This is a genomic window from methanotrophic endosymbiont of Bathymodiolus puteoserpentis (Logatchev), from assembly GCF_900128525.1.
Lineage (GTDB): Bacteria > Pseudomonadota > Gammaproteobacteria > Methylococcales > Methylomonadaceae > Methyloprofundus.
This window is the reverse complement of record NZ_FQTQ01000076.1, coordinates 1-1,093: the sequence shown is the minus strand read 5'-3', so window position 1 is coordinate 1,093 and position 1,093 is coordinate 1. Positions and strand designations below refer to the sequence as shown.

General features: G+C 42.7%; 1 protein-coding gene. It reads left to right on the top strand.

Annotated elements, in window-relative coordinates; genetic code table 11:
• The first annotated feature begins 126 nt into the window (after nt 1-126).
• Nucleotides 127-1,023 carry a flagellar biosynthesis protein FlhF gene (locus tag BQ7314_RS06595; protein ID WP_174482911.1) on the top strand — a complete coding sequence of 299 codons (897 nt, stop codon included), beginning with the start codon at nt 127-129 and terminating at the stop codon, nt 1,021-1,023.
• Nucleotides 1,024-1,093 lie beyond the last annotated feature (70 nt).

Below are 1,093 nucleotides of genomic sequence, written 5' to 3'. Positions count from 1 at the left end.
GAATTTCCCTGTCGCCTACTGCGGACTAAAAATCATCACTTCGCTATCGCTCCGTTTCCCTGATTTTCAGCGAAGGTAGTTTCTACTGTAGGACAACGTGCATAATGTTTTAAAAGAGGAAGCACGATGAAAATAAAACGATTTTTTGCAGCTGATATTCGTCAAGTAATGCGCATGGTTAAAGATGAGCTGGGTGCTGATGCGGTTATTATGTCCAATCGTTCGGTTGATGGTGGAGTGGAGATTGTCGCTGCTCAAGATTTTGATGAGCAAATGGTGCATGATAATTTACAGAAACAGCAGCAACAAAAAAAGGCTGAAGTTTCTAGAAAAAATACTAAATTACCTGATTTTGAAGCAGAGAAAAATAAGTTACATATCGTCAGCAGTGCCAGAAAAGATGATTCAACGCCTCAGTCGGCTATTCGCCCTGCAGTACGCCGAAAATTAGATGAATATGTGGGGTATGCAGAGAAAATGGCTCTGAACAAGCGTAAGTTCACAGAGACCCCCGCTCAATTTTCTAAGTCGAAAGTAACGGAAAAAGCTAAAGTGGTTCATAAGCCTGAACCAACAACGCAGGCGAGTAGCTTACAACGGACTTTTCAGCAAGGCAAAGAAAGTGCAATGAATACTTCTAATGATATGTTGTTAGAAATGCGCAAAGAACTGCGTTACTTAAGAACGGCAATGGATACTCGCTTATCTGAATCGAGCTGGGGCGGCCAATCTGAAAGTAATCCTATACGCTTGGATTTGTTACGCCGTTTAGCTGGGATAGGGATTTCGAAAAAGTTAAGCATTAAAATTGCTAATCGCTTGGATAATCAATCAGATCCTGATGAGGGCTGGGATAAAGCACTAGATATGATGCAGAGGGTATTGCCGGTAACGAGTGATGATATAATACAAAATGGTGGTGTAGTCGCTTTAGTGGGGCCAACAGGTGTTGGTAAAACGACGACAATTGCTAAGTTAGCCGCCCAATATATTTTACAACACGGATCGGGCCGCCAACGCTGAAAATCAGGGAAACGGAGCGATAGCGAAGTGATGATTTTTAGTCCGCAGTAGGCGACAGGGAAATTCGCCA